The following is a 22,883-nucleotide window of genomic DNA, read 5'->3' on the forward strand; positions in this document are numbered from 1 at the left end:
TACCTGTAAAAGGTGAACGGCCGACCCGCCTGCTATTTTCCCAGTAATGCATTCAGCGCAACATCCGTTTTTCCGAATGAAAAACCATCCAGTGCCTTTTGCATCATTTCCCCGATTGCCTGGGTTTGCAGGTTGCCGATGCTTCCTTCATGGGTATGCTGCAGTTTTGTATCGTAGGTAAACTGTCCCGCTTCGATAGCCATACCCACCTGCCTGTATGCATCGCGGAATGGAATGCCCTGCAGCACCAGTTTATTTACTTCCTCCACGCTAAAGAGGTACTGGTATTTTTTATCGGACAGCAGGTCTTCCTTAATATTTATATTCGACAGCATCAGCGATGCCATCGACAGGCAGTCTTTCAACGCCTGGAACGCCGGGAATAAGTGTTCTTTTAACAATTGCAGATCGCGGTGATAACCCGAGGACAGGTTGGTGGTCATCAGCATGATCTCATTGGGCAATGCCTTGATACGGTTGCTATGCGAACGGATAAGTTCGAATACATCGGGGTTCTTTTTATGCGGCATAATACTTGAACCTGTTGTCAGTTCTGCGGGAAAACTGATAAAATCGAAATTCTGATTCAGGTACAGACAGGCATCCATGCTGAGCTTTGCCAGTGTATCTGCTATATTGGCCAGGGCCATTGCCGTGATGCGTTCTGCCTTGCCGCGTCCCATCTGCGCATAAACCACATTATAATTCAGGTTGCCAAAACCCAACAGCGCCGTTGTCATGGTTCGGTTGATCGGAAAAGAAGAGCCATATCCCGCAGCTGATCCCAGCGGGTTTTTATTAACCACCTGGTAAGCCCCCTGTAAGGTGATCATATCATCCACCAGGCTTTCTGCATAGGCGCCGAACCAAAGACCGAATGAGGATGGCATGGCCAGTTGCAGGTGTGTGTAGCCGGGAAACAGGTGGGCTTTGTATTTCTCACTTTGCTGCTGCAGCAATCCGAAAAAGGGCTGCACCGCTTCGGCAAGCTCCCTGATTTCGTTACGGAGAAAAAGCTTGATATCTACCAGCACCTGGTCGTTGCGGCTGCGGGCAGAATGTATTTTCTTACCGGTATCACCCAGTTTCTGTGTAAGCAGCAGCTCTACCTGGGAATGTATGTCCTCTACATTTTCATCGATGGTAAACGGGCCTTTTTCGATCTGCGTATATATTGTACGCAATTCCGCTACGAGCGAGCTGCATTCATTTTCTGTCAGCAACCCCACCGAAGCCAGCATTTTTGCATGTGCGATGGAACCCAGCACATCAAAGGGTGCCAGCATCAGGTCAAACTCCCGGTCCCTGCCCACTGTGAACTGTTCTACCGCTGAAGAAACCGTCGTATTTTTTTGCCAGAGTTTCATGTTGCTTATCGGCGCCGCTACAGCAGCTGGTTTAATAGTTGAATATACAAATCAATCCCGTCCCGGATCTCACCGAGGTGGATGTATTCATCGGCTGTATGACTCCTGGCGCTGTCGCCGGGACCCATTTTCAGTGTGGGAAAAGGCATCAATGCCTTATCGCTGGTTGTGGGTGAGCCGTAATAGGTACGATTCAGCGCCAGTCCGGCTTTCACCAGCGGGTGATCCATCGGTATGGAGGTTGAACGCAGCCGGGTGCTCCTCGGCGTCACTTCGCCGGCAACATGCGATTGAATGGTACTTAACACTTCTTCGAATGTATACAGTTCATTCACCCGTGTATCCACTACAAAATGACATTGAGACGGCACCACGTTATGCGCTTTATTCTCCGTATCGATCACCGTTACGGTCATTTTCACTTCGCCGAGTAATGGCGATACTTTTTCAAACCGATGATTCCGGAACCATTCGATATCGGACAGTGCTTTGTACAGTGCGTTCTCGCCCTCTTCGCGTGCCGCATGACCGGCTTTGCCTGTTGCCGTTACATCCAGTACCAGTAACCCTCTTTCGGCAATAGCCATCTGCATAAGGGTAGGTTCGCCAACAATGCCGCAGGCGATGGCAGGCAGTTCATGCACCAGTTTTTCAATGCCATTCAAACCGGATATCTCTTCTTCCGCTGTAGCTGCGAGCACCACGTTATAGGCAAGATCGTTCCGGTTGTAATAATGCAGGAAAACGGCAATCAATGAAACCAGGCAGCCACCGGCATCGTTGCTGCCAAGGCCGAATAATTTGTCGTCCTTCTCTATCGGTGAGAACGGATCGAGCGTATAGGCTTTGTTGGGTTTAACGGTATCGTGGTGCGAATTCAGCAGCAAAGACGGCTTGCTTTCGTCAAAATACCTGTTAACCGCCCATACATTGTTCAGGTACCTTTGTGCAGTAACACCTTTTTCCGCCAGGTATGTCTGCAATATCGTGGCGGTTGCATCTTCCTCTTTACTGAAAGAAGGCGTGCTGATGAGTTTATGCAGCAATGTAAGCGCTTCCTTCTTCAGTATGGTCAGTTGGTCATTCATTGGGTTATGGTTGTGCCGGTTGTACCCGCGATCAGTTCGTGTAATTCTTCCGCCTTGCCGATTATCACTTTATCAACACCGTTCTGCAATGCCGAAAAAGCGTTATCGAGTTTGGGTATCATACCCGCAAAAATGCGCTGCTGCTGTTTGAGCGCAGCGTAGGCGTCAGGGTCTATCCGGGATACGACAGAGTTATCGTCTTCCACATCCAGCAGCACGCCTTTTTTCTCGAAGGAATAAATCAGCTGTACGCGGTAGCTCGTACTCATCGCTTTTGCGATCTCCTGTGCAATGGTATCTGCATTTGTATTCAGCAAAATTCCGTTGCCATCATGTGTAATAGGTGCCGCTACCACTACCAGGTCCTGCTCGAGAACGCTGCGAAGAAATTTTTCGTTCACGGTATCAATATCGCCCACAAAACCGTAGTCGATCGAGGGATGCTGGCGTTTGTGTGCCCTGATCAGGTTGGCATCTGCACCGGAAAGACCGATGGCGTTTGCGCCGTTTGCCTGTAAACGGGCTACGATATTTTTATTGATGTACCCGGCGTAAACCATCGTTACGATCCGGAGGGTTTCGGCATCGGTGATCCTTCTTCCATCCACCATCTGCTGTTCAACACCCATTTTCTGCGCAAGCTGTGTGGCCAGTTTGCCGCCGCCGTGCACCAGTATTTTTTTGCCGGGCAGACTGGCAAACGAGGCAAGGAATGCATGCAAAGCCTCTTCCCTGTCAATGATGTTGCCGCCGATCTTTATAATATACAGTGTTTCCAAGTTTGCTTATTTATGTTTCAGTATTTCGCTCAATACCGCCTGCGCCGCCCATACGCGGTTGCCTGCCTGTTTGGTTACCAGGCTGTGCGCACTGTCCAGCACCTCATCGCTTAATTCCACATTTCGCCTTACGGGCAGACAATGCATGACTTTTGCGTTGTTGGTGAGTTTCAGTTTTTCTTCTGTCAGCATCCATTCCGGGTCGTTCTCGTACACTTTACCATAATCGGTAAAGGTGCTCCAGTTCTTTACATAGATAAAATCAGCATCTTTCAATGCAGCGTCCTGATCGTGTGTAATGAAAGCCCCTTTGGTAAACACTTCCGAGAGTTCATAGTCCTGCGGGTGGGTGATCACAAAATCCGCTTCGCCCCAGGCGTTGATCCATTGTGCAAAGCTGTTGGCAACGCATTGCGGCAATGCTTTTATATGCGGCGCCCAGGTAAGAACGATCTTCGGTTTCGATTTGCCCCTAAGCGTTCTCTGCTGCAGCGCTTCGGTGATGGTAACAATATCCGTAAGGGACTGCAGGGGATGCAGTGTAGCGCTTTCGAGGCTCACCACCGGCACTCCTGCATACCTGATAAACTGGTTAATAAACATTTCGCTGTAGTCGTCTTCCTTATTCTTTAACGAGGGGAATGTACGTATGCAGAGAATGTCGAAATACTGACCCAGTATCGGCGCTGCATCTTTTACGTGTTCCACGGTATTGCCGCTCATAATGGCGCCTTCCTCGAATTCCAGCGCCCATCCCTCTTTGTCCACGTTGAAAACGATGGCTTCCATACCCAGGTTCTTCGCCGCCACCTGCGTGCTCAGACGCGTGCGCAGACTGGGGTTCAGGAACAGCAACCCGATCCGCTTATCGGCGCCAAGCTGCCTGTCTGCAAAGGGGTTGGCCTTATACATCAATGCCTTCTTTGCGAGCGCATTGATATCGGTAACGTCTTTTACGGAGATAAACTGGTTCATGGTAATGTAACATTCAAAAGTAAAAATTCAAAAAACAGTTGATAAACTATTCCAGCTGCGGTTCCGGTCGCTGTGTCCATTGCTGCAACCACTGCCGTTTTTTTTAGACATCGTCTTCCGTAGCTGCTCAGGTGTTGGCATTAAGCCCTACACTTTCTGCCCTGAGCGACACAATGGCTTCCTGCAATGCCTCGAGGAAACTGTCTATCTGCTCGCGGGTGACGGCAAGTGATGGCAGCAGCCGGATAACATTGGGTTTGGCTTCGCCTGTGAATATCCTGTATTCGGTCAGCAGTGTTTTTCTCAGGTTCTTCAATTCCTCGGTGGTATCGAACCCGATCATCAGGCCTTTGCCGCGCACGTTCTGAATACCGTCTATATGTCTCAGGCTTTCCATAAGGTAGTTACCCAGTTCTTTTGCCGTTTCTATCAGTTTTTCATCTTCGATCACTTCCAGTACAGCAAGCGCGGCCGCACAGGCGAGCTGGTTACCGCCGAATGTAGTGCCAAGCATACCGAATTTTGGTTTGATATGCGGAGCGATCAGTATGCCTGCAACAGGAAACCCGTTACCCATACCTTTTGCCATGGTATAAATGTCTGCATTCACGCCGGCATGATCGTGCGAAAAGAATTCACCGCTCCTGCCATAACCGCATTGCACGCTGTCGGCAATAAATACCGCGCCATGCTGGTCGCATAGCTGCCTGATCAGCTTCAGGAATGAGTCAGCGGCAACATTGATGCCGCCCACGCCCTGTATGCCTTCAATGATCACAGATGAAATCCCATTGCCCTGCTTCTCAAAACATTCCTGCAATGCCTGTTCATCATTAAAGGGAAGGAAGATTATATTATCCGTTTGGTTAACGGGCGCCACTATCGCGGGATTATCGGTTGCAGCCACTGCGAGGGAAGTTCTTCCGTGAAAAGACTTACTGAATGCAATGATCTTTTTTCTTCCGTTGCAGAAAGAAGCCAGTTTCAGTGCGTTTTCATTGGCTTCTGCGCCGCTGTTGCATAGAAAAAGCTGGTAATCGGCTTTGCCGCTTACTTTGCCGAGTTTGTCGGCCAGTTCTTTCTGTATCGGTATGATCACCGAATTGGAATAGAATGCGATCTTCTCCAGCTGGTCTTCGATGCGTTTTACCCATCGCGGATGTGTATGGCCGATACTGATCACTGCGTGACCGCCATACATATCCAGGTACTGCGTACCATTTTCATCCCATACATAAGAGCCTTTGGCCTTTGTGATGGCGATGTTGTTGAGTGGATAAACGTCGAAGAGTTTCATGTTCGCTATTATTGGTGTTTGTTATTTTTTATTGCCGCTGTTGGTCGCCCGACCAACAGCTATGCCGCATAAATCTTTTCAAATTCTGTTCGCTTGCCGACGCATCCAGGTTGTTGGTCCGGCGACCAACAGCTATGCCGATAACCCTTTTCAAATTCAGTTGGCTTACCGCCGCACCCTGGTTTGCTGGTCGGGCGACCAGCAACGGCAGCGACCAACAACGGCGGGACTGCCTCTAAAAAGCGGCCGGTTTCAAACGCAATCCCGTGGTCTCATCAAAGCCAAACAGGAGATTCATGTTCTGCACGGCCTGGCCGCTGGCTCCTTTCAGCAGGTTGTCTATCGCCGAATGAATTGCCAGTTTATCGCCCTGTTTTTCTATATGAATCAGGCATTTGTTGGTATTCACCACCTGTTTCAGGTCGATCATTTTATCAAGTACATGGGTAAATGCCTGACCTGCATAAAACAGTTCATACATACTTTGCAGTTCGGCCACATCCAATGCACAATGCACGATAGAGGTAACATAAATACCGCGTGCAAAATCTCCTCTCCAGGGCACAAAATGCACATGCGCCTTTGTATCCTCCTGCAACTGCCGCAGGCTCTGGTGTATCTCGTTGATGTGCTGATGCTGCAGTGTTTTGTATGCCTGTACATTGTTGGCTCGCCAGCTGAAATGAGATGTGGCGTTCAATCCCTGTCCCGCACCTGTTGAACCGGTAATGCCTGTTGTGTACACTTCGCCCAGGATGCCTCTTTTGGCAAGCGGTAACAGCCCAAGCTGGATTGCGGTGGCAAAACAACCGGGATTGGCAATATTTTTTGCGTCCCTGATGGCTTCCCGGTTCAGTTCGGGCAGACCGTATACAAATTTTCTGTTTTCACCCGAGGTATCGCGGCTCTTCAGGCGAAAATCCTGCGAAAGATCGATCACTTTCACATTGTCTGCCACAGGGTTCTGGTCAAGGAATTTTTTTGCATCGCCATGACCAACACAGAGGAACAGCACATCGATATCATTACTGAGTTTGTCGGTGAACAGCATATCCGTATCGCCGGCAAGATCTGCATGTATCCTGGTCACAGGATTGCCTGCGTTACTGCTGCTGTTGATGAATGCGATCTCTGCCTGCGGGTGATTGATCAGTAACCTGATCATTTCTCCGCCCGTATAACCTGCACCGCCTACAATACCTGCTTTGATCTTTTTCATCTTTTGTCTTTTTTGCATTTGCCGCCGGAATCGCTTCCGGTGAACTTAGCTTCTCAAGCGATTCTTATAACTATATATTGTATCTGTCACCAGCAGCCGAAGGCTGCGATGCCAGTATGAATTCAATATCCGTTTGTGTATGATTGATGATCCGGTGTTTTGTGCCGGGTTCTATGTGCAAGCCTTCGTTTTCCTTAACCAGGATATGTTTTTCTTCCACTTCAAAACTGGCTTCCCCTTTCAGCAGAAAGAAGAACTGCTGCGCGTGCCGGTGATAATGCAATGCTTCCGCCGTGCCGGCTGGCATTCTCTCCTGTTTTACCGATAAGGCCGGACTGTCTACAAAGTTCCACCCGTCGCAACCATTACCCCATTGGTAATGCTTCAGCGGCTGATCTTTGGAAACAGTTATCATTTTTCCGTTTCTTTAATGTTGTGATAGATCGATGTCTGGTTACCGAATATCTTGGAGAATCCTCTCACATCCTCACCGCTCCAGCCACTGTTCATTTCGCCGTATTTTCCGAATTTGCTGCTCATCAGGTCAAATTTCGATTCGATGCCGATTACCTGGAAACGGTAGGGATAGAGCTGTACAAATACCTCGCCGGTTACGTTTTCCTGCGAGTTGGCAAGGAATGCTTCGATGTCGCGCATTACCGGGTCGAGTATCTGTCCTTCGTGCAGCCAGTTACCGTAGAACTGCGCCAGCTGGTCCTTCCAGCCCAGCTGCCATTTGGTGAGCACATGTTTTTCCAATGCATGGTGTGCCTTCAGTATCACCATCGGCGCCGCAGCTTCAAAACCTACCCGGCCTTTGATACCGATGATCGTATCGCCCACATGAATATCCCTGCCGATGCCATAAGGGCCTGCAATGGTCTGGAGGTGCTGGATCGCTTTGGCAGGGTGATCAAAGGACTGGTCGTTTACCGATACCAGTTCTCCTTTATGAAACCCGAGTTTCAGTTCTTCCGTTCCTGTTTTGGTTACCTGCGTAGGCCATGCTTCTTCGGGCAGCATGCCTTTGGACTGCAATGTTTCCCTTCCGCCAACGCTGGTGCCCCAGAGCCCCTTATTGATGGAATAGGCCGCTTTTGCGAAGTTCATATCCACTCCTTTTTTCTTCAGGTACTCGATCTCCGCTTCGCGGCTCAGTTTCAGATCGCGTATGGGAGTAATGATCTCCACGCCCGGTATCATGATATGAAAAATCATATCGAACCTTACTTGGTCGTTACCTGCACCGGTGCTGCCGTGCGCCACGGCGATGGCGTTCAGTTTTTTGGCGTGTTCTGCAATATGCAGCGCCTGGCTCAGTCTTTCAGCGCTTACGCTTAGCGGGTAGGTATTGTTCTTAAGTACATTGCCGTATACCAGGTATTTGATGATACTGTCGTAATACGACTGTACCGCGTTAACGGTGGTATGTGTTTTTACGCCCAGTGCATAGGCATGTTTCTCCACCTGCACCAGTTCTTCCTCGCTGAAACCGCCGGTATTGACGATCACGCTATGCACTTCATAGCCTTTATCTTCTGTCAGGTATTTTACACAAAATGAAGTATCCAGTCCGCCGCTGAACCCCAGCACTACCACACCGCCCTGTTTGTTGTCCGCCATAAATAGTCAGTTTATCAAAAATGAAAAATGGAATGAAACAATGATTTTTTTCCGCTGCCGTTGCCACCGTTGCCTTCTGCATCTTTTTTAAAAAACCATTTCAGCAGTTTGCTCTGCTTCGCTTTCATGAAACGTTCATACAGTTTTGAATTCTGCTTGAATTCCGCAGAAGTCTCATGCGGCTCGTAATGATCCGCAGGGTCGTACAGCATCGCCGTACACATACAGTTCTTCCTCTCTTTGCTCATCAGTATATCGTAATTCACGCAGCTTTTACAGCCTGCCCAGAACTCGTCGTCATCTGTGAGCTGGCTGTAGGTAACCGGTTCATAGCCCAGGTCGCTGTTGATCTTCATCACGGCGAGCCCTGTTGTTAACCCGAATATTTTTGCGCTGGGGTATTTCTGACGTGAAAGATTGAAGATGGTCTGTTTGATTTTTTTCGCGATACCGCTTTTACGGAACGGGGGAGATACGATCAAACCGCTGTTAGCCACGAACTCTTCATGTCCCCACACCTCGATATAACAAAAGCCAACCCAGGTTCCATCGGGCATATGGGCTATCACCGCTTTGCCTTCATTCATTTTCTGCGCCACGTAATCCGGACTGCGTTTGGCAATGCCTGTGCCACGGGCCTTGGCTGAAGACTCCATTTCATCGGTTATGGTCTGTGCATAATGGGCGTCGCCACTATTCGCTACACGAACAATAATCTGATCTTCCAACTTGTAATGATTAATAAATGTGTGAAAAGAATAACACCAGCGTGTTTGTACCGATCCGGGAGAATTTCCACTGATAGGGGCAATTGCCAGTTGCTCGTCCTATCAGAACCCGCGTCGAGGTCGCGGCAAACTATTAGCCATCACTTCTTCTGCAGTTTGAGAAGCGCTAAACCTTTGATTGATATGGACGAATGTCTGTTTCACTGTACAGTTCATCTGTAAATGGGATGTAAAATTATCATTCTTTATACTATTTCGCGGTTTTTTTTATAAATTTTTCGTTAACGACTGTTAGCTATGCACATAAAAAAGCCGTTTTACCTCTGTAAAACGGCTTTTTTGTGCACGGTTATTTCTGCCGGCATTATCCCCCGCCGCCCCTTCTGAACTCGCCGCCGCCAAAGTTTCCGCCGCCCATGCGCATACCGGGCATCATTCCCGGAGGCATGTTACCGCGCTGTTGCTGGCCACCCAGCAGCGAACGCAGGTTATACGTAAACGTGAGCAGGAAATAACGGGTAAGCGTGTTGGTTCTTGTATTGATGTTCTGCGTACCGCTGATGCTGCTGCTGATCGATGTGTTCTGTTTGAAGATGTCGAAACAGGTCAGGCGCAGCTCTCCGGCCTTGTTCTTCAGGAACTGCTTTGCGATGGAGGGCGTTACCAGGAAGGCAGTTGTGTTGTATCCCGGGGCGCGGTTGCCATAATGGGTATAATCAAAATCGCTTGCCAGCAGCCAGCCATTGTTCGAATACAGGGTGAAATCGGCACCCAGGGTCTGCGTGGTATAGTTTGAATTCTGTGTTGGCGTCAGCGTGTTCCTCACGGGGTTATACATGAAAGTATAATTCAGGTTCATATCAAAATGATTGGCCAGGTTGGTGGTCCATTTGATGCTTTCCGATACCTGTGTGCTGCGGGAGTAACTGCTGGCGCTGTTGTACTTGGCATTGGTAAGCAGCGACTGCTGCTGCGAATACGACAGGTTGGTGGTGAACTGCAGGTTTGATTTTGGCGACTTGATCGGGAACCCGTACATAAAAGTGCCCTGCAGGTTGTAGGTGCCGTTCAGGTTCACATAGGTGGTTGTTTTGCCGCCGTTTGCCGCCTGTACAACGGAAGACTGTATATCGTTCTGCACCATGCTGGCATTTACCGTGGCAAAGATGATGCGCTGGGTAAACGGATCGAACGAGTTATACAGCACGCGGAGGGAGTGGGTGAACTGCGGTTTCAGGTTGGGATTACCCTGCTGGAAATTGATGGAATCCGATGTGGTCAGTATCGGCTGCAATTGCGCGGTACTGGGCTGACCGGTACGGCCGTTGTAGAACACGCGCAGCGCATGCGTACGGCTGAAATTATACATAAAATTAACCGTAGGCGTAAAGTTCACAAAGCTGCGGTCTACAATCACATGCTTCGTGGTATTGTTGCTTAACAGGCTCATAAACTGCAGGCCCGTGCCTATGTTGAAATTGAATTTCGTTCCCTGCAAACGGTAACTCAGGTTTGCATTATTGGAGTTGGCTGTATAATCGTACGAATTGCTGAACAGGCTGTCGAAACGCGAGAACTTACCGGATGTGTTGTCGAAACGGTATGTTTTGTTGATGGAATTGTTCTCATTATAGGAATAGGAATACCTGAATTCAAGCATCGAGTTTCTTGAGAGCGGTTCGGTATAGGACAGCGTTGGGTTAAATGCAAACGACCGGGATGAATCAACATAGAACTGGTTGATGGTATCGGTTTTTACAAAGGGCTGGTAAAATGAGTTGATGGCATAGTTATACCCTTCGCCATTGGTATGGCCTGCTGAGAAACCGAGATCGAGTGAAATGGTGCGCCCTCTTTTTGCAAACCGGTGACGCAACTGCAGGTTGGCGCCATTGATATTGAAGCCGTTTGACCTGCTCTGCGTATTGTTAACCGATCGGTTGATCGCTACACCGTTCTTGCCGCCGATCATAGAGGTGGAAGAACTGGATGCGGGCGTACTGTTCTGCAGGGTAAGATTGGGACGGAAGATCAGCGAGTTCATCGAATCGAACCTGGCCTCCATGTTGAAATTGAACGTATGCGTTTCTGTTCTGTTTAGCGATGAAGACAGCTGGTCGTTGACCGTGCTGGAATCGGGAGTGACCGTATTCACGATATTGCTTCTTGTTTCAATGGCGGCATGTGGCTTTTCATATTTGTAACTGCCGTATACCTCTACATTTTTGCCCCATACATCGCGGTAGTTCACAGCGCCCGCCCAGTTTTCGGTGATGCCCGAGCTGCTGGCGCCGCCACCACCAAAACCACCGCCGCCGCGGTTACCGCCGCCGAAGCCACCGCCGGCAAAATTACCGCCGCGTGCACCTCCTCCGAGGATATCACGTCCGCTGAAATTGGTTTTGTTGATATTGTTCCCCTGCCCCACCAGCGTGATCTGCTGATCGCCGTTCATATTGGTCAGGTTCATGCTTTCGTCGTACACACCATCCGTGCCCGCACCCGCTACAAATTTGCCGAAACGGCCTTTGCGCACATCCCTTCTGGTGGTGATATTGATCGTCTTTACCCGGTTTCCGTCGTCAAACCCGGAAAATTTGGACTGGTCGCTGAGGTCATCAAACACCTGTATCTTATCGATCACATCCGGCGGCAGGTTGCGCGTGGCCAGTTTGGGATCATCGCCCATAAAACGTTTTCCGTTAACCAGTATCCGCTGTACTGCTTCGCCACCCGATTTGATGGAACCATCTTTGGCCACTTCCATGCCCGGCATTTTTTTCAGCAGGTCTTCCGCAACCGCATTGGGCTTTGTCTTGAACGCGGAAGCGGACATCTCCAGCGTATCTTTTTTCATCTGTATCACCGACTGCCTGACCGTAACATTGCCCAGGTCTTCTGCTTCCGGTGTCATATAAATAGCCCCGAGGTCGAGACTGGCATTGGTCTTTGAAAAACTGATCTTACGTGAGATCAATGCATAACCCTGGAATTTTATCTGCAGAAGGCGTTCGCCAAAAGATATATTACTGATAGAGAAACTGCCGTCGGCCTTGGCCAGGCCAAATACTTCCAGCGTTGAATCCTGCGCATCAAGTACGGTTACCGTTGCATCTTTCAGCGATTGTTTGCTCGTAGAATCGATTAACTTTCCTTTAACAGTGGCGGTATTTTGCGCAGCAACGGAACCGCCGAGAAAAATGACTGTTAAAAGAGCAAAAATTTTTGTCATAAAGGGCCATATATGTGTTTACGAAAGTATCGGGCCTTCGCTTTGGGATTCAGTGTTTTGAAGACAAACGGAAAGCTAATATGATAGCTGGGCTTGTTCATTTTTTAATCGGTGAATATCTACGGCTCATAGGTAGGGTTTTGCGTATTCGGTGAACACTGGTTTTCTCCGGATTATTGGGGATTATTAACAAACCCTATTGTTATACGCTAAGCGATTCCATTAATTTTGGGCAACTAATTATATCCTAGCTTATGAAACATTTTTCAACCCACCCCGCTTTATTGATCGCTGCCGTATTTGGCACTGCCGTGTTTATCGCATGTTCTTCGGCCCGGCCAAAAGAAGAAGAAAAGCCGGTAAAAGACACCCTGACCATGAAAACAGACACCATCCTTTTCGATCACCTGCTGGTTGATAATAAAAAGGATCCTGCCTGCGGCATGCCTGTGTCTGCCGGTATTTCAGACACCGCGCATTACAAAAACCATGTACTGGGTTTCTGCTCGAAAGAGTGCAAGGAAAGTTTTGCAAAGAATCCCGATGCGCTGATAGCGGCGGCAGAGCTTACACATAAATAAACTGGTGGAGTAATTGCCAATGGTCAATTGCCAGTTGAAATTGGGGTTGGGACCTCCGTATATGGAGTGAACAAAACATCAACTGACAATCGGCTATTGAAGAATTATGAAAACAGGTATTCCACGTCTTCCCTTGTCAGGCTCTTTACGAAGCCTTCGTCGTCGGTGATCAGGTCTTTGGCAAGGCTGCGTTTGCGTTCCTGCAGTTTGAGTATTTTATCTTCTACCGTATCGGTGCAGATCATACGGTATGCAAAAATGTTTTTTGTCTGGCCGATGCGATGCGTTCTGTCGATGGCCTGCTGCTCCACGGCGGGGTTCCACCAGGGGTCTACGATGTACACATAGTCTGCGGCGGTAAGGTTCAGACCCACACCACCTGCTTTGAGTGAGATCAGGAATACACGGCAATTATCATCGTTCTGGAAACGCGTGATGGCTTTTTCTCTTTCTGCCACGGTACTGCTGCCGTCAAAATATTCGTAGTCAACACCCAGTTCTTTCATCTTTTCCTTGATCAGCGCCAGCATACCCAGGAACTGCGAGAACACAAGCGCTTTGTGGTTGCTGATATTCTCGGTGATCTCCCTGCCGATCTCTTCCAGTTTGACAGATGCGTTCGGAAATTTTTCATCATCCTTCATGATCGCCGGACTGTCGCATATCTGTCTCAGCTTCATCAGGCCCTGCAGGATGGTAAGTTGTGATTTCTGTATCCCCTGCTCTTCCACCACACCCATTATCTTATCGCGGTAGTCGTTGCGGTAAGCGTCGTAAATCTTGCGCTGCTCGTCGCCCATTTCGCAAAACAATACCATCTCCTGTTTTTCGGGAAGGTCTTTTGCCACCTGTTCCTTTGTACGGCGAAGGATGAACGGGTACAGCAGTTTGCGCAAATGGTCTTTCTGCTCTTTCTCGCCGAACTTATCTATCGGGATCGAAAACTCCTGTTTGAAGAACTCTACACTTCCCAGCATGCCCGGGTTGAGAAAGTTCATCTGTGCAAAAATATCAAAGGTGTTGTTCTGCAACGGTGTGCCGCTCAGGCAAAGCCTGTTCTTTGCTTTCAGCAGACCCGCGGCGCGGGTTACTTTGCTCGATGGGTTCTTGATCGCCTGGCTTTCATCCAGTATCACATAATCAAACGGAACCTCCACAAACTGCTTGATATCGCTCCGTAAGGTTCCGTACGTGGTGATGATTACATCCCATGAACCGTTGGCCAGCGAATCCCTCGAGCGCGCGCCACCATGGTGTACATAATACCGTATGGCGGGTGTGAATTTCTCGATCTCATTCTGCCAGTTAAACATCAGCGTGGTAGGACAAACCACCAGCGCTTTCAGGTTCCCGTTCTCTTCTTTCAGGTGATGCAGGAAGCTCAGCGCCTGTACGGTTTTACCCAAACCCATATCATCGGCCAGTATACCGCCCCACTGCACTTCGCGCAGGTAGTTAAGCCACTGGAAACCGCTTTCCTGGTAAGGACGCAGTATGGCTTTGAGGTGTGCGGGTGCCGGAATGGGTTTGATCGAATGGTTGTCTTTGATGCGCTCGTATTTTTCCTCGAGCTGAAAGAAAAGCTCTTCCTCGTCGCGCTGCATGTATAGTTCTTCGATGACGCTGAAATGATACTTGCTCAGCTTCATGTTGCCCGCCTTCCCGTCTCCCACGCGGAACAGCAACGAATATTTCTTGATCCATTCTTCGGGGAGGATACCCAGCGTACCATCGTCGAGCTGCACAAACTGCTGTTTATTGCTCAGGGCTTTCTTCACTTCCTCCACCGTTACTTTCTGTTCGCCGAACTGTATCTCGATCTTTGCATCGAACCAGTCGGTATTGCTGCTGATAAATATCCGGGTTGAGGGTTTGGCCGTGTTGAAACGGAAATTTTTCAATGCCTCGAACCCGTATACCGGTATGTTCATTTCCTTCACCGCATCAACAAACAGGAAAAACCAGTTGTTCTTTAACACATCTGCGCCTTTCAGCGCAAGTACATTGCCTTCCACAGGTCGTACAAAACCCGAGTGCAGTGATTCTATCTTTCGTATGAAATCTTTCTCCAGCTCCAGGTTGCGCTGTATCACCAGCAGTTTATCCGCAACCGGCAGGATGATCTTTTCCTTGTCCAGCATACGTATATCATACCCGCGGTAACTGAACACAGGCTGAAACAGCAGGTAATCGCCTTTTTCCTTCAGCATCACTTTTACCTCGGGCTTTATATCCTTCACCTCCTCCTTCTGCACATTGGTGAAATGCACCTGGTATTCTTTCGACAGGGGCAGCAGGAACTGCTGTAACTGCGCCGCCCAGTCATCCGCCGCTATAGTGATCTTGCCGGTGGGCAGGAATTTTTCGACCAGCATGATATCTTCCGGCCGCTGCCAGGTAAAGAACTGGTCGTGGTAACGGAACAAAAGGGTAGACCCGCATTCGTTCTCCGAAATATTGAGATCGGCCAGCGGCAGCTTTACGCGGCAGTCCACTTCGTAATGGCCACCGGTATAGTTTACTTCAAACTCCGGACTGATAAAATTCCGGACCAGTTCCGCTTTCTGCAGGTTGGCTGTGGTGAAATTCTTTTTCGGTGGCAGGTAAAAAACAAAGGGTGTGCCTGCGAGCTCGGAAAATATTTTCTGGAACTTGGGATGCAGGTATTCGTTGATCAGGTGCCTTGTTTCTTCCGGAAGCTCCTCCGTATGCTGTTGTATGATGTTTTCCCAGATACCGCTGAAAGGGGAATTTCGGTTAAGGTAACGGCTTACCTCTCCGGGCATCAGTTTACGCAACTGCTGCAGCAGCATTTTATCGTCTTCACTAAACACTTCCGTGTTGATGAATTTGGCAAGATCGAGACGAACGGTTTTGCTGATGTATTTTGTCAGCTCTTCGTCTGTTTCTCCCTGTATCGCATCGATCTGTATATACGGGTATTGCTGTTCGTTTTCGAGTACTACAATACCCAGTTTCAATACCGTTTTCTGTATGTCTTCCTCCTCTGTGATCACTTCTGCGGCAACGGGTGCCTCTTCGACCGGTCTGGGTCTTGGTTCGGCGGCGGGGTTTGTGCTTACCCGTTTGATGGAGGTATCCAGCACGCGTAAGAAAGGTTTGCCGTCTGTATAGGTAAATTCAAATTTACCTTTGAGATCATCGCTCAAAGAATAGCCGTACAGCGCCAGCAGTTTGTTCTTTTCCTTGTCCCAGTTACGGATACTGTCGAAATAATTGGCGCCGTAGTTATGAAGCAACTGCAGGAGTACAATATTTTTATGCACGCAGAGCGGATGCTGTGCATCACTTTTGCAGGTGCAGCTGGTATCAAAATTCCGTTCTTCGTTTTTTTGCAGCACCAGTCGGAAAAGATTTCCTTCGTATTCAAGTTCCGCTTTTACTTTTTCGTCTTTGGCTTCGAGTATATTGCTTCTGCCGGTTCTGAGGTAGTTCTCTGCCGCTTCAAAACTCTCGGGTGCAGACAGCATGCGGATAAGTTTCAGGTCAAGCTGTTTCATTTTGACCACGGTATGTTTCTGATCGTATACCGTTTCCTTATCGCCAAGCAGGTTCTTATCCAGCATATCCTGCAGGTAAAACAGGGCGCCGGCTTTATGCCTGCATATTTCGGAGAGATTATACGGGCAGGTACAACGCAGCGACAGTGTTTTCGGATCCTTGAACTGGTTGACATGCACTTTGTAAAAAGTGGCGTACCCATCGTCTTTTACGCGAAAGATCACGTTGCCCATCAGATCGTCGTACTCGATCAGCTCCACGTTACCCAGCGCATGGATCTTTTTTCCGCGGCGTATCACTTCTTCGGTGCCGCTGTTATAGATATGTTTGATCAGGTAAGGTAAAGCCATGGTCGGTACGCAGTTTGAGGCCTGGCATCTGGAGCAGGAGAATATTGGATACAGTTTTGTTTGGCTCCAACAAATACACCCGCTTCAAAAAGGGCAATTTGCAAAAGTAAAGGAAAGCAGGTGGCTTTACGAAACGAAATGAGAAATAGTAATCAATAAATTGTTAACAGGACGGCACCTGGAACCGGATGGTTACGCTGTAAACCTGTCCGCACCGGTCCTCTCCAGAGAAAACAAGGGTTTGGAATCATGCGCCAAACCTCAGGCCGGCTGACTGCATACCAGGTCGCCGTTTTTGTACACCGGCAGTACATTGGCCACATCGGGAGACACACAGTATTCGAGGTCTTTTTCGAGGCCATAGGATGCCAGTCGGTGCCAGTGTGTGGTGCGGCGGATAAATTGCTGCATATCGTTTTTATGCAGGCTGTAGAGATCGGCAGCCATCAGGCTGCTGTCGCAATGAATGGTAAAATGTTCCTGTATGCGATCGATAACGGCGCCGGCGAACAGCGCGTCTTCGAGGTTAAAACGGTCTTTCCAGGCAGAGCAGCCCAGTACCACATTCCTGTTCTGCTGCAGCAGGTGGTTGCATACCGCGGAGAGGTTGGGAAATGAGCCCGTGATCACTTCAGAAGCACCGCAGTTCAATGCCTTATGCAGCAGCCGTGTACCGTTGGTAGTGGTCAGCACCAGTGTTTTGCCTTCGATAAAAGACCTGGGATATTCGGCGGGTGAATTGCCAAAGCCCAGCCCTTCTATCACCTTACCATCTCTTTCGCCTGCCGTGATGCCGCCTGTTGTTTTTCCCAGCTGGATACACTGTTCCACACTGTCTACAGGAATAACCCTGGCGGCGCCGTTGTACAATGCCGTGGCAATGGTGGAAGTGGCGCGGAACACATCAATGACCACTACCACACTGTTCGTTATATCGTATATATCCAGTAACCGCGGTGAGATCACGGTATGAAGGGTTGGCTTGCTCATGCGGGGCAAAGATAAGGGGAAGGAACCACCGCCTATCAGTCTTCCAAAGGATACCGGATGCCCGCATACCAGCCAACCCTTATTTTTTGGTCAGGATCAGCAACTCGTTCGCCTGTATTTCGGTGCTGTAACGTTTGATGCCCTGTTTGTCGGTATAATTCCGGTTCACCAGTTTGCCTTCGATGGCCACTTCAATGCCTTTTACGAGGTATTTCTCGGCAATATCGGCGAGCTTACCCCATGCCACCACATGGTGCCATTGCGTATCCGTCACTTTCTCACCTTTGGCGTTTTTGTAGGTTTCGTTGGTGGCCACGTTGATATTGGCCAGTTTCTTACCGTCTCCGATGGTTTTGATATCGGGATCCTGGCCGAGGTAACCGATAAGCTGCACTTTGTTTTTGATGGCGTTCATAGGATTTGTTTTGAGACAAATATGCATGCGCCGCCAACCGGTTAGCCGTTATCAGGCATTTACATGCAGGTAAAAGTGTTTGTAAATATTTACGGTATAAGATGGTATGGGATGGAAGATGGGTGATATCCGATTGATGACGGGGGCTGGTTTGCCTTTGCTACCTTTGCGTATGACCTTCAGACAAATTGTACTCAAGGCGGTCTATCCCCTGCTTATGCTTTTTGCGAAGAACAGAAAGCAGGCTATTTCCGTGCAAAACAATCCTTCCCAAACGATGCCTCCTGTATCTTTTTATTCGATGAATATAACAGCCAATGACGGCACGGCGGTTTCGCTTGCTGCTTTCAGCGGGAAAAAGATCCTGATCTGCAATACCGCCAGCGACTGCGGGTATACCGCTCAGTACGCCGATCTTGAAACCTTGTACCGGCAATACGGGGATACACTGGTGGTGATCGGGTTTCCGGCAAACGATTTCAAAGGGCAGGAACCGCTCGATGATGCAGGCATTGCGCAGTTCTGCCAGTTGCATTTTGGTGTAAGTTTTCCGCTGGCGCAAAAATCGCAGGTGGTGAAGGGGCCGGGGCAGCATCCGGTGTTCAAATGGCTGACGGATCCCAAACAGAACGGCTGGTGCAGCCAGGAGCCCACCTGGAATTTCTGCAAATACCTTATCAGCGAAACAGGCATGCTCGAGGCCTTCTTTGCGCAGAACGTTTCGCCGCTCAGCGATGAGGTTATCGGCGCCGTTGTAAAATAACAGATCCCACACACGACTATCTTTGTCATTCAACCCATCACCTTGACTATCCATTGCTTTCAGCATGTGTCTTTCGAAACACCGGGTACCATTCTCGAATGGGCTTCGGCACAGGGGCATACCATCCGTTTTACTTATTTCTTCGAAGACGGTTTCCGGCTTCCCGAACCCGGTTCTTTCGATTGCCTGCTGGTCATGGGCGGGTATATGAATGTGGATGAAGAAGACCGGTTTCCCTGGCTGAAACAGGAAAAAGCGTTTATTGGGGAATGCATACGGGCCGGTAAGTGCTGGGCATCTGCCTGGGCTCACAGCTGATTGCTTCGGCAATGGGCGCCGCCGTGTACAAAGGCAGGGAAAAAGAGATCGGTTTTTTTCCGGTGCAGTTTTCCAACGCAGCATTGACACATCGTTGTTTCAGTCATTTCACCGGAACCTATACCCTGTTTCACTGGCATGGCGATACATTTGACCTGCCCGGCAACGCAATACCTATCGCTTCTTCCGGTGTTTGTCCGAACCAGGCTTTTATGATCGGTGACAATGCACTGGCCCTCCAGTTTCACCCCGAGATGACTACCGCATCGATCGAACAGATGCTGCTGCACGACGGCGGGGAGCTTGAAGAAAACGGCCCCTTCATTCAATCGAAAGAAACCATTGCCGGCCATTATCACCTGCTGGATCAAAACAGAAAAGACCTGTTCCTGCTGCTGGATGCATTTTTTTGTTAAACAGAAACCGGCTGAGCGGATGGCGTTGTGCCGCATACCCCGGCACTAACCATTAGACCGGGCATTTTTCGTGGTAGTTGATGATCTCTATCGGTGTTCTCTCTATTACAAAGCCCTCGTAGTTCTGTTGTACCTCGTCAAGCACGGCCTCCACTTCTTCCATCGTCTTTAGCGTAACCAGCCTGTTGCGGTATTCCTTGATATTGGGGAGACCTTTCAGGTAGTTTGCGTAATGGCGGCGCATTTCGTTGATACCTACAACAGGGCCTTTCCATTCGAGGGATTTACGCAGGTGTTTGCGGCATACTTCCACGCGTTCTTCCAGCGTGGGCGGGGGCAGTGTCTCGCCGGTATTTATATAGTGTTTGATCTCGCGGAATATCCATGGGTAACCGATCGCCGCCCTGCCGATCATGATGCCATCCACACCGTAACGTTCCTTGTATGCCAGCGCTTTCTGCGGGCTGTCGATATCCCCGTTACCAAAAACGGGTATGCGGATGCGCGGATTGTTTTTCACTTTCGCGATCAGCGTCCAGTCGGCCTCACCCTTGTACATCTGCGCACGGGTGCGGCCATGAATGGCAAGTGCTTTTATTCCCACGTCCTGCAGGCGTTCGGCCACTTCCTCGATATTCCTGGAATTATCGTCCCAGCCCAGCCTGGTCTTTACGGTCACCGGCAGACTGGTGCTTTTTACCACGGCCTCGGTCAGGCGCACCATCAGGTCAATATCTTTCAGCACACCGGCGCCGGCGCCCTTGGTAACCACTTTTTTTACCGGGCACCCGAAATTGATATCGAGCAGATCGGGGTTTACCGTCTCCACGATCCTGGCGCTGAGCGCCATCGCCTCTTCGTCGCCGCCGAATATCTGTATGCCTATCGGCCGTTCGTAGTCGAAAATATCCAGCTTATGCCTGCTTTTGATTGCGTCGCGGATCAGTCCCTCGCTGCTGATGAACTCGGTGTACATAAGATCGGCGCCGTTGTCTTTGCATACGGCACGGAACGGCGGGTCACTCACATCTTCCATAGGTGCGAGCAATAATGGAAAATCAGGTAGTTCTATCTGGTCTATTTTTACCATATTGCGTCCGGGATTTACCCTTTCCTTTGGGCGGAGCCGTTTAAAGGAAGCTGCAAATTTACAACCTTATTTGCCAATCGCATGAACCAAAAAACCCCGCTCAGTTATTTTCTGCAGTTTGCGATATTACTCGGTTTATTTGGCTGCTTCCTGGTCATCGGCAATATGCTGGCCGCTGTTATGAGCAGTATTATCCTGCAAAAACCCTTGTTGGATGCCGTTAATGCATTAAGCAACCCCGTTAATGCAAATGTTGCACGCCTGTTAAACACCGTTGCCGCGTTTATCAGTTTTTTTGTCCCGGCGGTATTGTTTGCAATGATCATCGGGCGAAAACCGTTTACCTATTTACAATTCTCGAAGAAAATCAGCGGTAAACAGGTGATGCTGATCTTTATCATTACCATCGGCAGTATGGTATTGAGCGGTGCCCTGGGTGAACTGAATGAAAAGATCCCGCTTCCGGCAGATCTCTACGAAAAAGCGAGAAAAATGGAAGAGCTGTATAAAAAGGCCATGCTGGCCATGGCTTCCATGCATTCTGTCAGCGATTACCTGATGGCGCTGGCGGTCATAGCGGCGGCCCCCGCCCTGTTTGAAGAGGTTTTTTTCCGGGGCACACTGCAGCAGCTGATGGTTGGCTGGACAAAAAACAAATGGGCCGGCATCATCGTCACCAGTATTCTTTTCAGCGCTTTTCATTTTTCCTATTTTGGTTTTTTACCAAGGTTGGCCCTGGGTATAGTGCTGGGGTTGATCTTCCATAACAGCCGCAACATCTGGCTTAACATCGTACTCCATTTTCTCAACAATGCGATCGTTGTCACGCAGCTGTATGCCGTGTCGAGGCAGGGAAAATCGATCGAGAAAACGCTCGATGAAAGCATGCCCATGTGGTGGGGTCTCATAGCGGTTATTTTGCTGGTGATCGCTTTCAGGCCATTCAACAAAGAATGCAAACGCGTGGCAGCGGCTGCCGTACGCACGGATTCCTTACCTGACAAACCGGTTAACTGATGCCAAGCTGGATTAAATTATACGTAACCCGCAATACAACAGAGGCCAGCATCATACAGGGTATGCTGGAAGAGAACGAGATACCCGTGCAGGTCATGAACAAACAGGACAGCAGTTATCTCAATTTCGGCGATATCGAGCTGTATGTGCCCGAGCACCTGCTGCTGACCGCCAGCCGGCTGCTGGACCAAAGTATGCTGAACTAATTCCTACATTCGTACCCTAACCCTTACCTATTATGGCCTTACACCTCCAGACATTCAGGACCCGCGCGCTTTCCGCCATCGTTTTTGTGGCGGTGATGCTGGCAGGCTTGTTATGGAACCAATGGAGTTTTTTGGCTTTGTTCTCCCTGATACATTTTGGTTGCTGGGTGGAATACCAGAAACTGGTAACGCGGATCGATCCGGAATACAAATACATCAATGCAGGTCACAGATACGGGGTGATGCTGCTTGGCTGGGGTTTTATGCTGTGGATGACCAATGCCGACTACCGCATCGGCGATTACCTGCTTGCCGCATGGGGCTGGGAACTGATGTGGATAGGCGCGATCGTTTTTTTGCTGACCGTGATCATCGCGCCCAAATTCAACCATCCGAAATTACTGGCGCATTCGCTGCTGGGGTTGTTATACCTCTCGCTGAGCTGGGGCCTGATGATGCGTTTGTGGAATAATATGAGCCAGTCGGTATTTACCGGTCGGCCCTGGATCATGCCCGTAGTACTGATCGCATCTATCTGGATCAATGATACGATGGCATATATCGTAGGCTCGTTTATCGGCAGAACACCGTTTTCGGCCATCTCTCCCAAAAAAACCTGGGAAGGCACCATCGGCGGCGCCTTGCTGGCGGTGGCGGCGGTTAGCCTGATCGGTTATTACACATGCGGGTTCCCCGTGAGAGCGCTTATACTCATCAGTTCTGTGGCCGCGGTGTTTGGTACGGCGGGTGATCTGTTTGAGAGTAAACTGAAACGGCTCGCCGGCGTAAAAGACAGCGGCAGTATCATGCCCGGCCACGGAGGCTTTCTTGACAGGTTCGACTCCCTGCTGTTTGCCACCACGGCAACCTGGCTGCTGTTTACGCTGCTATGAGCGTGGGGGCTTCC

At 49.5% G+C, this 22,883-nt stretch carries 21 protein-coding genes; 7 read left to right on the forward strand and 14 right to left on the reverse strand.

All coding sequences use genetic code 11. The features are described from left to right. Nucleotides 1-32 precede the first annotated feature (32 nt). From argH to GWC94_RS13435, 10 genes are all read right to left on the reverse strand, one after another. Nucleotides 33-1,367 carry an argininosuccinate lyase gene (gene argH, locus GWC94_RS13390; RefSeq protein ID WP_161835518.1) on the reverse strand — a complete coding sequence of 445 codons (1,335 nt, stop codon included), beginning with the start codon at nt 1,365-1,367 and terminating at the stop codon, nt 33-35. 17 nt (nt 1,368-1,384) lie between these two features. Beyond that, nucleotides 1,385-2,455, reverse strand: coding sequence for a M20 family metallo-hydrolase (locus GWC94_RS13395; RefSeq protein ID WP_161835519.1), 1,071 nt, complete (start codon nt 2,453-2,455; stop codon nt 1,385-1,387). Further along, entirely contained in the window at nt 2,452-3,234 is a 783-nt protein-coding gene (gene argB, locus GWC94_RS13400; protein ID WP_161835520.1) for an acetylglutamate kinase, read from the reverse strand. The genes GWC94_RS13395 and argB overlap by 4 nt, the downstream gene beginning before the upstream one ends. A gap of 6 nt (nt 3,235-3,240) precedes the next feature. Continuing rightward, entirely contained in the window at nt 3,241-4,209 is a 969-nt protein-coding gene (locus GWC94_RS13405) for a Rossmann-fold NAD(P)-binding domain-containing protein (protein ID WP_161835521.1), read from the reverse strand. Between the two features lie 127 nt (nt 4,210-4,336). Further along, the gene (locus GWC94_RS13410; RefSeq protein WP_161835522.1) at nt 4,337-5,506 is read right to left on the reverse strand and encodes an aspartate aminotransferase family protein; all 1,170 of its coding nucleotides are present in this window, start codon (nt 5,504-5,506) and stop codon (nt 4,337-4,339) included. Between the two features lie 235 nt (nt 5,507-5,741). Further along, complete coding sequence (gene argC, locus GWC94_RS13415) at nt 5,742-6,725, reverse strand: N-acetyl-gamma-glutamyl-phosphate reductase (protein WP_161835523.1); 984 nt, start codon at nt 6,723-6,725, stop codon at nt 5,742-5,744. A 70-nt stretch (nt 6,726-6,795) separates the two neighbouring features. Then, nucleotides 6,796-7,140, reverse strand: coding sequence for a cupin domain-containing protein (locus GWC94_RS13420; protein ID WP_161835524.1), 345 nt, complete (start codon nt 7,138-7,140; stop codon nt 6,796-6,798). Continuing rightward, complete coding sequence (gene argG, locus GWC94_RS13425; protein WP_161835525.1) at nt 7,137-8,348, reverse strand: argininosuccinate synthase; 1,212 nt, start codon at nt 8,346-8,348, stop codon at nt 7,137-7,139. The genes GWC94_RS13420 and argG overlap by 4 nt, the downstream gene beginning before the upstream one ends. A gap of 14 nt (nt 8,349-8,362) precedes the next feature. Then, entirely contained in the window at nt 8,363-9,076 is a 714-nt protein-coding gene (locus GWC94_RS13430; RefSeq protein WP_161835526.1) for a GNAT family N-acetyltransferase, read from the reverse strand. 364 nt (nt 9,077-9,440) lie between these two features. Further along, nucleotides 9,441-12,308: an outer membrane beta-barrel family protein gene (locus GWC94_RS13435; protein ID WP_161835527.1), complete on the reverse strand. Its 2,868-nt coding sequence runs from the start codon at nt 12,306-12,308 to the stop codon at nt 9,441-9,443. Between the two features lie 254 nt (nt 12,309-12,562). On the opposite strand from GWC94_RS13435, the gene GWC94_RS13440 reads away from it, so the two are divergent. Beyond that, complete coding sequence (locus GWC94_RS13440) at nt 12,563-12,889, forward strand: YHS domain-containing protein (RefSeq protein ID WP_161835528.1); 327 nt, start codon at nt 12,563-12,565, stop codon at nt 12,887-12,889. A 104-nt stretch (nt 12,890-12,993) separates the two neighbouring features. On the opposite strand, the gene GWC94_RS13445 is transcribed toward GWC94_RS13440, so the two are convergent. From GWC94_RS13445 to GWC94_RS13455, 3 genes are all read right to left on the reverse strand, one after another. Further along, nucleotides 12,994-16,761, reverse strand: coding sequence for a DEAD/DEAH box helicase (locus tag GWC94_RS13445; RefSeq protein ID WP_161835529.1), 3,768 nt, complete (start codon nt 16,759-16,761; stop codon nt 12,994-12,996). A 261-nt stretch (nt 16,762-17,022) separates the two neighbouring features. After that, nucleotides 17,023-17,751 (reverse strand): 2-phosphosulfolactate phosphatase, encoded by a 729-nt coding sequence (locus tag GWC94_RS13450; RefSeq protein WP_161835530.1) that lies wholly within the window; start codon nt 17,749-17,751, stop codon nt 17,023-17,025. A gap of 79 nt (nt 17,752-17,830) precedes the next feature. Continuing rightward, complete coding sequence (locus tag GWC94_RS13455; protein WP_161835531.1) at nt 17,831-18,166, reverse strand: single-stranded DNA-binding protein; 336 nt, start codon at nt 18,164-18,166, stop codon at nt 17,831-17,833. 172 nt (nt 18,167-18,338) lie between these two features. Between GWC94_RS13455 and GWC94_RS13460 the strand changes: the two genes are divergently transcribed. Genes GWC94_RS13460 through GWC94_RS13470 form a run of 3 tightly spaced genes read left to right on the forward strand, consistent with a single transcriptional unit; the run spans nt 18,339 to nt 19,663 of the window. Next, nucleotides 18,339-18,929: a glutathione peroxidase gene (locus tag GWC94_RS13460; RefSeq protein ID WP_202628764.1), complete on the forward strand. Its 591-nt coding sequence runs from the start codon at nt 18,339-18,341 to the stop codon at nt 18,927-18,929. Between the two features lie 42 nt (nt 18,930-18,971). Then, the gene (locus GWC94_RS13465; RefSeq protein ID WP_161835532.1) at nt 18,972-19,247 is read left to right on the forward strand and encodes a type 1 glutamine amidotransferase family protein; all 276 of its coding nucleotides are present in this window, start codon (nt 18,972-18,974) and stop codon (nt 19,245-19,247) included. Then, on the forward strand, nt 19,217-19,663 hold the full coding sequence (locus GWC94_RS13470; protein WP_161835533.1) for a glutamine amidotransferase-related protein: 447 nt from the start codon (nt 19,217-19,219) through the stop codon (nt 19,661-19,663). Before GWC94_RS13465 ends, GWC94_RS13470 begins: the two co-directional genes overlap by 31 nt. 52 nt (nt 19,664-19,715) lie before the next feature. Here the strand turns inward: GWC94_RS13470 and dusB are convergent, their stop codons facing one another. Next, nucleotides 19,716-20,753, reverse strand: a complete 1,038-nt coding sequence (dusB, locus tag GWC94_RS13475; RefSeq protein WP_161835534.1) for a tRNA dihydrouridine synthase DusB — start codon at nt 20,751-20,753, stop codon at nt 19,716-19,718. Between the two features lie 81 nt (nt 20,754-20,834). Here dusB and GWC94_RS13480 point away from each other — a divergent pair, with 81 nt between their 5' ends. Genes GWC94_RS13480 through GWC94_RS13490 form a run of 3 tightly spaced genes read left to right on the forward strand, consistent with a single transcriptional unit; the run spans nt 20,835 to nt 22,869 of the window. Further along, nucleotides 20,835-21,770 carry a CPBP family intramembrane glutamic endopeptidase gene (locus GWC94_RS13480; RefSeq protein WP_161835535.1) on the forward strand — a complete coding sequence of 312 codons (936 nt, stop codon included), beginning with the start codon at nt 20,835-20,837 and terminating at the stop codon, nt 21,768-21,770. Next, nucleotides 21,770-21,976, forward strand: a complete 207-nt coding sequence (locus GWC94_RS13485) for a putative signal transducing protein (RefSeq protein WP_161835536.1) — start codon at nt 21,770-21,772, stop codon at nt 21,974-21,976. The genes GWC94_RS13480 and GWC94_RS13485 overlap by 1 nt, the downstream gene beginning before the upstream one ends. Nucleotides 21,977-22,008: 32 nt before the next feature. Beyond that, nucleotides 22,009-22,869 carry a phosphatidate cytidylyltransferase gene (locus GWC94_RS13490; RefSeq protein ID WP_161835537.1) on the forward strand — a complete coding sequence of 287 codons (861 nt, stop codon included), beginning with the start codon at nt 22,009-22,011 and terminating at the stop codon, nt 22,867-22,869. Nucleotides 22,870-22,883 lie beyond the last annotated feature (14 nt).

The sequence above is a fragment of the Sediminibacterium soli genome (genome assembly GCF_009939225.1).
Lineage (GTDB): Bacteria > Bacteroidota > Bacteroidia > Chitinophagales > Chitinophagaceae > Sediminibacterium > Sediminibacterium soli.

Bases quoted from the DNA above. Each gene is read 5' to 3' on its own strand.
- GWC94_RS13480 (WP_161835535.1), top strand. From the start codon at position 20,835: ATGAACCAAAAAACCCCGCTCAGTTATTTTCTGCAGTTTGCGATATTA.
- GWC94_RS13410 (WP_161835522.1), bottom strand. From the start codon at position 5,506: ATGAAACTCTTCGACGTTTATCCACTCAACAACATCGCCATCACAAAG.
- GWC94_RS13440 (WP_161835528.1), top strand. From the start codon at position 12,563: ATGAAACATTTTTCAACCCACCCCGCTTTATTGATCGCTGCCGTATTT.
- GWC94_RS13485 (WP_161835536.1), top strand. From the start codon at position 21,770: ATGCCAAGCTGGATTAAATTATACGTAACCCGCAATACAACAGAGGCC.
- GWC94_RS13445 (WP_161835529.1), bottom strand. From the start codon at position 16,761: ATGGCTTTACCTTACCTGATCAAACATATCTATAACAGCGGCACCGAA.
- GWC94_RS13450 (WP_161835530.1), bottom strand. From the start codon at position 17,751: ATGAGCAAGCCAACCCTTCATACCGTGATCTCACCGCGGTTACTGGAT.
- GWC94_RS13455 (WP_161835531.1), bottom strand. From the start codon at position 18,166: ATGAACGCCATCAAAAACAAAGTGCAGCTTATCGGTTACCTCGGCCAG.
- GWC94_RS13435 (WP_161835527.1), bottom strand. From the start codon at position 12,308: ATGACAAAAATTTTTGCTCTTTTAACAGTCATTTTTCTCGGCGGTTCC.
- GWC94_RS13490 (WP_161835537.1), top strand. From the start codon at position 22,009: ATGGCCTTACACCTCCAGACATTCAGGACCCGCGCGCTTTCCGCCATC.
- argH (WP_161835518.1), bottom strand. From the start codon at position 1,367: ATGAAACTCTGGCAAAAAAATACGACGGTTTCTTCAGCGGTAGAACAG.
- GWC94_RS13405 (WP_161835521.1), bottom strand. From the start codon at position 4,209: ATGAACCAGTTTATCTCCGTAAAAGACGTTACCGATATCAATGCGCTC.
- GWC94_RS13460 (WP_202628764.1), top strand. From the start codon at position 18,339: ATGACCTTCAGACAAATTGTACTCAAGGCGGTCTATCCCCTGCTTATG.
- GWC94_RS13420 (WP_161835524.1), bottom strand. From the start codon at position 7,140: ATGATAACTGTTTCCAAAGATCAGCCGCTGAAGCATTACCAATGGGGT.
- argG (WP_161835525.1), bottom strand. From the start codon at position 8,348: ATGGCGGACAACAAACAGGGCGGTGTGGTAGTGCTGGGGTTCAGCGGC.
- argC (WP_161835523.1), bottom strand. From the start codon at position 6,725: ATGAAAAAGATCAAAGCAGGTATTGTAGGCGGTGCAGGTTATACGGGC.
- GWC94_RS13395 (WP_161835519.1), bottom strand. From the start codon at position 2,455: ATGAATGACCAACTGACCATACTGAAGAAGGAAGCGCTTACATTGCTG.
- dusB (WP_161835534.1), bottom strand. From the start codon at position 20,753: ATGGTAAAAATAGACCAGATAGAACTACCTGATTTTCCATTATTGCTC.